This window comes from Pseudomonas sp. NPDC087598, assembly GCF_044743525.1.
Classification (GTDB): domain Bacteria; phylum Pseudomonadota; class Gammaproteobacteria; order Pseudomonadales; family Pseudomonadaceae; genus Aquipseudomonas.
The window spans coordinates 2,764-10,719 of record NZ_JBIUWQ010000089.1 but is presented as its reverse complement, the minus strand read 5'-3'; the positions used below and the strand labels follow the sequence as shown (position 1 = coordinate 10,719).

Here is a 7,956-nt window from a genome sequence, read left to right as displayed (position 1 = left end):
GAAATCTAGAAAATTCGGGTTCATAGGCGTCCGTCTTGGGTCGTGTCCCAAATGAGCTTGGGCCGGCCGGTTGTCTATTCGCGCCCTACCTTAAGGGAGAGGCGCGCTAAGGTCGAGATTAAAAATTCAGGTTGCGGGCAGGCATTCTGGTACCACCTGCCGGTCAACGGTATTGGAGGAAGACGTTGTCTCGCCCGAACTGGTCACGCAGGGCTTGAATCAAGGCATCCGCCGGGTCGATTCGCCAGGTCTCGCCAAACTGCAGCAAGGTCTTCGCATCGGGGCTGGTGTACTCCATGGTAATCGGGCACGCGCCGCGATGACGCTTGAGCAAGTCGCCCAACCAGCGTAGCTGATCGCCTTTCAAATCCTGGGTCTGCAGCTTCAGACGCAGGCTTTCGGCCAGATTGGTGCGCGCATCCTCCATGCTCATCACACGCTTGACCCGCAGGCGCAGGCCGCCGGAGAAGTCGTCATTACTGACCTCACCTTCGACCACCACCATCGCGTCGGTCTGCAACAGCGATTGCGCGGAATGGAACGCATCGGCAAACAGCGACGCCTCGATCCGCCCGGAGCGGTCGTCGAGGGTAATGAAGCCCATTTTGTCGCCTTTCTTGTTCTTCATCACGCGCAGGGCAATGATCATCCCCGCGACGGTTTGCGTGTCGCGCGCCGGTTTCAGATCGATGATGCGCTGGCGGGCGAAACGGCGAATCTCGCCTTCGTATTCGTCGATCGGGTGACCAGTCAGGTACAGACCCAAGGTGTCTTTTTCACCCTTGAGGCGTTCCTTGAGAGTCAGCTCCTTGGCCTTGCGATGCGTCGCATAAACGTCGGCATCTTCCTCGACAAACAACCCGCCAAACAGGTCGGCGTGGCCGCTGTCGTGGGTGCGCGCGGTTTGTTCGGCAGCCTTGATCGCCTCTTCCATCGCCGCCAGCAGTACGGCGCGGTTGCGGTCGATATTGGCCTGATAAGCCTTTTGCTCGTCGTGAAAGTACGGGCCGAGACGATCCAGTGCACCACTGCGAATCAAACCGTCGAGGGTGCGCTTGTTGATACGTTTGAGGTCGACACGGGCGCAGAAATCGAACAAATCCTTGAACGGACCTTCCTGACGCGCCTCGGTGATCGCTTCCACCGGGCCTTCGCCGACGCCTTTGATCGCGCCGAGGCCGTAAACGATGCGGCCGTCGTCGTTCACCGTGAACTTGAACTCCGAAGTGTTCACGTCCGGCGCGTCGAGGCGCAGCTTCATCGTGCGCACTTCCTCGATCAAGGTCACGACCTTGTCGGTGTTGTGCATATCCGCCGACAGTACCGCGGCCATGAACGGCGCCGGGTAATGGGCTTTCAGCCAAGCAGTCTGGTACGACACCAGACCGTAGGCGGCGGAGTGGGATTTGTTGAAGCCGTAACCGGCGAATTTTTCCACCAGGTCGAAAATGTTGCCGGCGAGGTCGGCGTCGATATTGTTGGTCGCGCAACCCTCAATGAAGCCGCCACGCTGCTTGGCCATTTCCTCGGGCTTTTTCTTACCCATTGCCCGTCGCAGCATGTCCGCACCGCCGAGGGTGTAACCGGCCATGACCTGGGCAATCTGCATCACCTGTTCCTGATACAGGATGATGCCGTAAGTCGGTGCCAATACAGGCTTGAGGCCTTCGTACTGGTAGTCCGAGTGCGGATACGCGAGTTCGGCGCGACCGTGCTTACGGTTGATGAAGTCGTCCACCATGCCGGACTGCAACGGGCCCGGACGGAACAGCGCCACCAGTGCGATCAAGTCTTCCAGGCAGTCGGGCTTGAGCTTTTTGATCAGCTCTTTCATGCCGCGGGATTCAAGCTGGAACACCGCGGTGGTTTCAGCTTTTTGCAGCAATGTGTAAGTCGGTTTGTCGTCGAGCGGAATAAACGCGATATCGAGCGGCGGCTCGTCGACCTTGGCGCGGTCGCGGTTAATGGTTTTCAGCGCCCAGTCGATGATCGTCAGGGTCCGCAGGCCGAGGAAGTCGAACTTCACCAGACCGGCGGCCTCAACGTCATCCTTGTCGAACTGGGTTACCAGACCGTCGCCAGCCTCGTCGCAATAGATTGGCGAGAAGTCGGTCAGCTTGGTCGGCGCGATAACCACACCACCGGCGTGTTTACCGACGTTACGCACGACGCCCTCGAGCTTGCGCGCCATCTCCCAGATTTCGGCAGCCTCTTCATCGACCTTGATGAAGTCACGGAGGATTTCTTCCTGCTCGTAGGCTTTTTCCAGGGTCATGCCGACTTCGAACGGAATCATCTTCGACAGACGATCCGCCAGGCCGTAGGACTTGCCCTGCACCCGCGCCACGTCACGCACCACAGCCTTGGCGGCCATGGAACCGAACGTGATGATCTGGCTTACCGCGTTGCGGCCGTATTTCTCGGCCACATAGTCGATCACCCGGTCACGACCGTCCATGCAAAAGTCGACGTCGAAGTCGGGCATCGATACCCGTTCCGGGTTAAGGAAACGTTCGAACAGCAGGTCATATTCGAGCGGGTCGAGGTCGGTGATCTTCTGAACGTAAGCCACCAGCGAGCCGGCACCCGAGCCACGGCCAGGACCGACCGGCACGCCATTGCTCTTGGCCCACTGGATAAAGTCCATCACGATCAGGAAGTAACCGGGGAAGCCCATCTGGATGATGATATCCAGCTCGAAATTCAAGCGGTCGACGTAGACCTGACGCTTGGCTTCGTAGTCTTCGGTGGTGTCTTTTGGCAGCAGCACCGCCAGTCGCTCTTCGAGGCCGTCGAAGGAGACTTTGCGGAAATACTCGTCGATGGTCATGCCATCGGGAATCGGGAAGTTGGGCAGGAAGTGTGTGCCCAGCTTCACGTCGATGTTGCAGCGCTTGGCGATCTCGACGGTGTTTTCGATCGCGTCGGGAATGTCGCTGAACAGCTCGGCCATTTCCTCGGCGCTTTTGAGGTATTGCTGATCGCTGTAATTCTTCGAACGGCGCGGATCGTCGAGGGCGCGGCCCTCACCGATGCACACGCGGGTTTCGTGAGCGGCGAAGTCTTCCTGCTTGATGAAGCGCACATCGTTGGTCGCCACCAGCGGCGCGCCAAGCTTGTCGGCCAGGGCCACGGCGCCGTGCAGTTGCTCTTCGTCGTTAGGGCGATTGGTGCGCTGGATCTCCAGATAGAAACGCTCCGGGAACACCGCCATCCATTCGCGCGCCAACGCTTCGGCCTCGGCCGGGTTGCCGCCGATCATCGCCATGCCGATCTCGCCTTCTTTCGCGGCGGACAGCATGATCAGGCCCTCGTTGGCCTCGGCGACCCACTCGCGCTCGACAATGATCATGCCGTTGCGCTGACCTTCGATGAAGCCGCGCGAGATCAACTCCGTGAGGTTGCGATAGCCCTTGGCGTTCATGACCAACAGGCTGAGCCGGCTCAATGGCCCGTCCGGATCCTTGTTCGACAGCCACAGGTCGGCGCCGCAGATCGGCTTGATGCCTGCGCCCATGGTGTTTTTATAGAATTTGACCAGGGAACACATGTTGTTCTGGTCGGTGACCGCGACCGCCGGCATGTTCATGCCGGTCAGCGCCTTGACCAGTGGCTTGATCCGCACCAGCCCGTCGACCAGGGAGTATTCAGTGTGCAGGCGTAGATGAACGAATGAAGCCGGCATAGTGATCCTGTCCAGTTACATAGAGACAACAAGGCCCGGATTGTACCGGGCCTCGAACAAAACATCAGCCTTGCGACTAAACCTGCGTCAAGCCTTCCAATGCTTCATAAGCCTGACGCACCGGCGCAAACGAACGCCGGTGAATCGGTGTCGGGCCAAGACGGACCAACGCTTCCAGATGAACGGGCGTCGGGTAGCCTTTATGGCCACCAATGCCGTAACCCGGGTAGATCAGTTCAAACGCGGCCATCTCGCGGTCACGGCTGACCTTGGCCAGAATCGACGCGGCGGCAATCGCCGGTACCTTGCCGTCACCCTGCACCACCGCTTCAGCGCGCATCGGCAGTTTCGGGCAGCGGTTGCCGTCGATCATCGCCAGTTTCGGCTGAATGTGCAGCCCCGCCACTGCGCGTTGCATGGCCAGCATGGTCGCGTGGAGGATGTTCAACTCGTCGATTTCTTCGACTTCGGCGCGGGCAATGCACCAGCTCAGGGACTTCTCGATGATCTCGTCGTAGAGCTTTTCGCGCTTGGCTTCGGTGAGTTTCTTCGAGTCGTTGAGACCAACGATCGGCCGGTTCGGATCGAGAATCACCGCAGCCGTCACCACCGCACCGCACAATGGGCCGCGACCGACTTCATCGACACCGGCTACCAGTTCTTCGACTTCGGCGACCAGAGTGAAATCCAGGCCCATTTGCATATCTTTCTTGCTCATCGTGTTTGACCGATCAGGTTGAGGACGGCGTCCGCCGCCTGATTGGAAGCGTCACGGCGCAGCGTACGATGAATCTCGTCAAAGCCGCGGGTCTGTTCTTCACCGCCCTCGATCAATGGCGACAAGGTCTGCGCCAAGGCGTCAACTGTCGCATCATCCTGCAACAATTCCGGCACCAGCAAGCGCTGGGCCAGCAGGTTAGGCAAGGACACATACGGGCTCTTGACCATGCGTTTGAGAATCCAGAACGTCAGTGGCGCCAAGCGATAAGCCACCACCATCGGCCGCTTGTACAGCAGCGCTTCGAGGGTGGCCGTGCCGGAAGCAATCAGCACCGCGTTACACGCCGCCAAGGCCAGATGCGACTTGCCGTCGAGCAACGTCACCGGCAGATCGCGGCCGATCAGCAACGCCTCGATCTGCGCGCGACGCTCTGCATTGGCGCACGGCATGACGAAACGCAACCCCGGACGCATGGCACGCAGACGCTCGGCAGTGTCGAGGAACAGTGCGCCAAGGCGGCTGACTTCTCCGCCGCGACTGCCAGGCATCAACGCCACCAGCGGGCCGTCGGGTAAGCCCAATTCGGCACGCGCAGCGGCTCGATCGGCCTCCAGCGGAATGGTGTCGGCCAGGGTATGACCGACGAACCGCACCGGTACGTCCTTCTCTTCGTAGAATTTTGCTTCGAACGGCAACAGCGTCAGCATCAGGTCGCAGCCTTCGCGAATCTTCAGCACGCGCTTCTGCCGCCACGCCCACACCGACGGGCTGACGTAGTGCACGGTCTTGATTCCGGCCTGACGCAGCTTGAGTTCGATATTGAGGTTGAAGTCCGGCGCATCGATACCGATGAACACGTCCGGTTTCTCGGCGATCAGCGTGGCGATCAGGTCCTTGCGGCGCTTGAGCAACTCACGCAGCCGGCCGAGGACTTCCACCAGGCCCATGACCGACAAGCGCTCCATGGGAAAATAGGATGTAAGGCCTTCAGCCTGCATCAGCGGACCGCCGACACCGATGAACTCGACCGCCGGATGCTGTGCCTTGAGGGCGCGCATAAGACCGGCGCCCAGAATGTCACCGGAAGCCTCACCCGCCACCAGCGCAATACGCAAATTGGCCATGATCAGCGAGTAATGCCGCGAGTCGACGACTGGATGGAGTCGCGGAACACCGCAACTTCCGGGAACTGGGCCGCAGGCTCGGCCAGTTCTGCCAGGGCCTGCTCGACCGTCAGTCCTTGGCGATAAACGGTTTTGTAGGCGCGGCGCAATGCATGGATAGCGTCTTCGCTGAAACCGCGACGGCGCATGCCTTCGAAGTTCATGCTGCGCGCTTCGGCAGGGTTACCAAACACCGTGACGTACGCCGGAACGTCCTTGCCGATGGCGGTACCCATGCCGGAAAAGCTGTGGGCGCCGATGTGGCAATACTGATGCACCAAAGTGAACCCGGAGAGGATCGCCCAGTCTTCGACGTGCACATGGCCGGCCAACGCAGTGTTGTTGACCAGAATGCAGTGGTTGCCGATGACGCTGTCATGACCGATGTGGGCATAGGCCATGATCAGGTTGTGATCGCCCAGCGTGGTTTCGGAGCGGTCCTGCACGGTGCCACGGTGAATCGTCACGCCTTCGCGGATGACGTTGTGGTCGCCGATCACCAGACGGGTATCTTCACCCTTGTACTTCAGATCAGGCGTGTCTTCGCCTACCGAGGAAAACTGGTAGATGCGATTGTGCTTGCCGATGCGGGTCGGGCCTTTGAGGATCACATGCGGCCCGATCACGGTACCCTCGCCGATTTCCACACCTGCGCCGATGATCGACCACGGGCCGACCTCGACGCCGTCAGCCAGTACGGCCGACGGATCGATGATTGCGCGAGGGTCAATCAAACTCATAGCTTGCGTTCCGCGCAGATGATTTCAGCGGAGCAGACTGGCTTGCCGTCGACCGAAGCCTGGCATTCGAATTTCCAGATCTGGCGCTTGCAGCTGATGAACTTGGCTTCCAGGATCAACTGGTCACCCGGCAGCACAGGCTGGCGGAAGCGCAGCTTGTCGGAGCCGACGAAGTAATACAGGGTGCCGTCGGCCGGTTTGACGTCGAGCATTTTGAAACCGAGGATCCCGGCAGCCTGAGCCATGGCCTCGATGATCAGCACGCCCGGCATGATTGGATGCGCCGGGAAGTGACCATTGAAGAACGGCTCATTGATGCTGACATTCTTGTAGGCGCGAATGCGCTTGCCTTCAGTGTCCAGTTCCACCACCCGGTCCACCAGCAGGAACGGGTAACGGTGAGGCAGGTATTCGCGAATCTCGTTGATGTCCATCATTTCGGGGGGAAGCCTATGTAAAGATTGGGAGCGCGACTGACGCGCACTCCTCTAGCAAATCAAGGAGGCAGTCTAGCGGCTGTGCACACTTGATATGGAAATGGTATCAGCCATCTGATGAAGCATTGCCGTCAGGGGTCACTTCCCCTACGCGCTTTTCCAGCTGTTTCAAACGTCGCGCGATGTCATCGAGCTGACGGATGCGTGCCGCGCTTTTGCGCCATTCGGCCGCCGGTTGCATGGCTGTCCCGGAAGAATAGGCACCCGGCTCGGTAATCGAGTGGGTCACCATGGTCATCCCGGTCAGGAAAACGTTGTCGCAAATATCAATGTGGCCGACCAGACCGACACCGCCGGCGAGCATGCAGTGCTTACCGATTTTGGTGCTGCCGGAAATCCCCACGCACGCCGCCATCGCAGTGTGATCACCGACCTGGACGTTGTGGGCAATCTGAATCTGGTTATCGAGCTTCACGCCATTGCCGATCACGGTATCGGCCAAAGCACCGCGGTCGATGGCGGTATTCACGCCAATCTCGACATCGTCGCCGATGGTCACGCCACCGATCTGGGCGATTTTCTGCCAGATACCTTTCTCATTGGCGAAGCCGAAGCCTTCACCACCGAGCACGGCACCGGACTGGATCACCACACGCTTGCCGATGCGCACATCGTGATACAGCGTCACCCGTGGAGCGAGCCAGCCGCCCTCACCGATTTCACTGCGCGCACCGATCACGCAATGCGCGCCCAGTGTCACTTGCGCACCAATCCGCGCCCCGGTCTCGATCACCACAAAAGGCCCGACGCTGGCGCTCGGATCAACCAGCGCGTCAGCTGCAATTACCGCTGATGGATGGATACCCGCAGTGGCTTTTGGCTTGGGATCGAACAAGTGAGAGATACGGGCATAAGCCAGATAAGGGTCCGGCACGACCAGCGAATTACCGGAAAAACCTTCGGCATCCGCTTCCTTGAGCAGCAACGCTGCTGCCTGCGAAGCCGCCAGGTATTTACGATATTGAGGATTTGCCAGAAAGCTCAACTGAGCTGGGCCAGCCTCTTGCAAAGTGGCTAGCCCAGTAATTTGCTTCTCCGGGTCGCCACGCAGGGTGGCGCCGAGGAACTCGGCCAACTGGCCGAGCTTGATAGTCACGGTCATGGGTTACTTCAGCTGATTCATGCGCTCGATAACCTGGCGCGTGATGAC

General features: G+C 59.6%; 6 protein-coding genes. All 6 read right to left on the bottom strand.

Annotated features, from left to right (window positions below; all coding sequences use genetic code 11):
- Positions 1-163: 163 nt before the first annotated feature.
- The 6 genes from dnaE to lpxD all read right to left on the bottom strand — a co-directional run bounded on the left by dnaE (position 164) and on the right by lpxD (position 7,908).
- A complete protein-coding gene (dnaE, locus tag ACIOWE_RS28435; RefSeq protein WP_401398205.1) occupies positions 164-3,685 on the bottom strand; it encodes a DNA polymerase III subunit alpha in 3,522 nt (1,173 codons plus the stop codon).
- 76 nt (positions 3,686-3,761) lie between these two features.
- Positions 3,762-4,388 carry a ribonuclease HII gene (gene rnhB / locus ACIOWE_RS28430; RefSeq protein ID WP_401398209.1) on the bottom strand — a complete coding sequence of 209 codons (627 nt, stop codon included), beginning with the start codon at positions 4,386-4,388 and terminating at the stop codon, positions 3,762-3,764.
- An 11-nt stretch (positions 4,389-4,399) separates the two neighbouring features.
- Positions 4,400-5,530, bottom strand: a complete 1,131-nt coding sequence (gene lpxB, locus ACIOWE_RS28425; protein WP_401398203.1) for a lipid-A-disaccharide synthase — start codon at positions 5,528-5,530, stop codon at positions 4,400-4,402.
- Positions 5,531-5,532: 2 nt separating this feature from the next.
- Complete coding sequence (gene lpxA / locus ACIOWE_RS28420) at positions 5,533-6,309, bottom strand: acyl-ACP--UDP-N-acetylglucosamine O-acyltransferase (protein WP_201235011.1); 777 nt, start codon at positions 6,307-6,309, stop codon at positions 5,533-5,535.
- Entirely contained in the window at positions 6,306-6,746 is a 441-nt protein-coding gene (fabZ, locus tag ACIOWE_RS28415; RefSeq protein WP_003222142.1) for a 3-hydroxyacyl-ACP dehydratase FabZ, read from the bottom strand. The genes lpxA and fabZ overlap by 4 nt, the downstream gene beginning before the upstream one ends.
- 106 nt (positions 6,747-6,852) lie before the next feature.
- Positions 6,853-7,908 carry a UDP-3-O-(3-hydroxymyristoyl)glucosamine N-acyltransferase gene (lpxD, locus tag ACIOWE_RS28410; protein ID WP_401398201.1) on the bottom strand — a complete coding sequence of 352 codons (1,056 nt, stop codon included), beginning with the start codon at positions 7,906-7,908 and terminating at the stop codon, positions 6,853-6,855.
- Positions 7,909-7,956 lie beyond the last annotated feature (48 nt).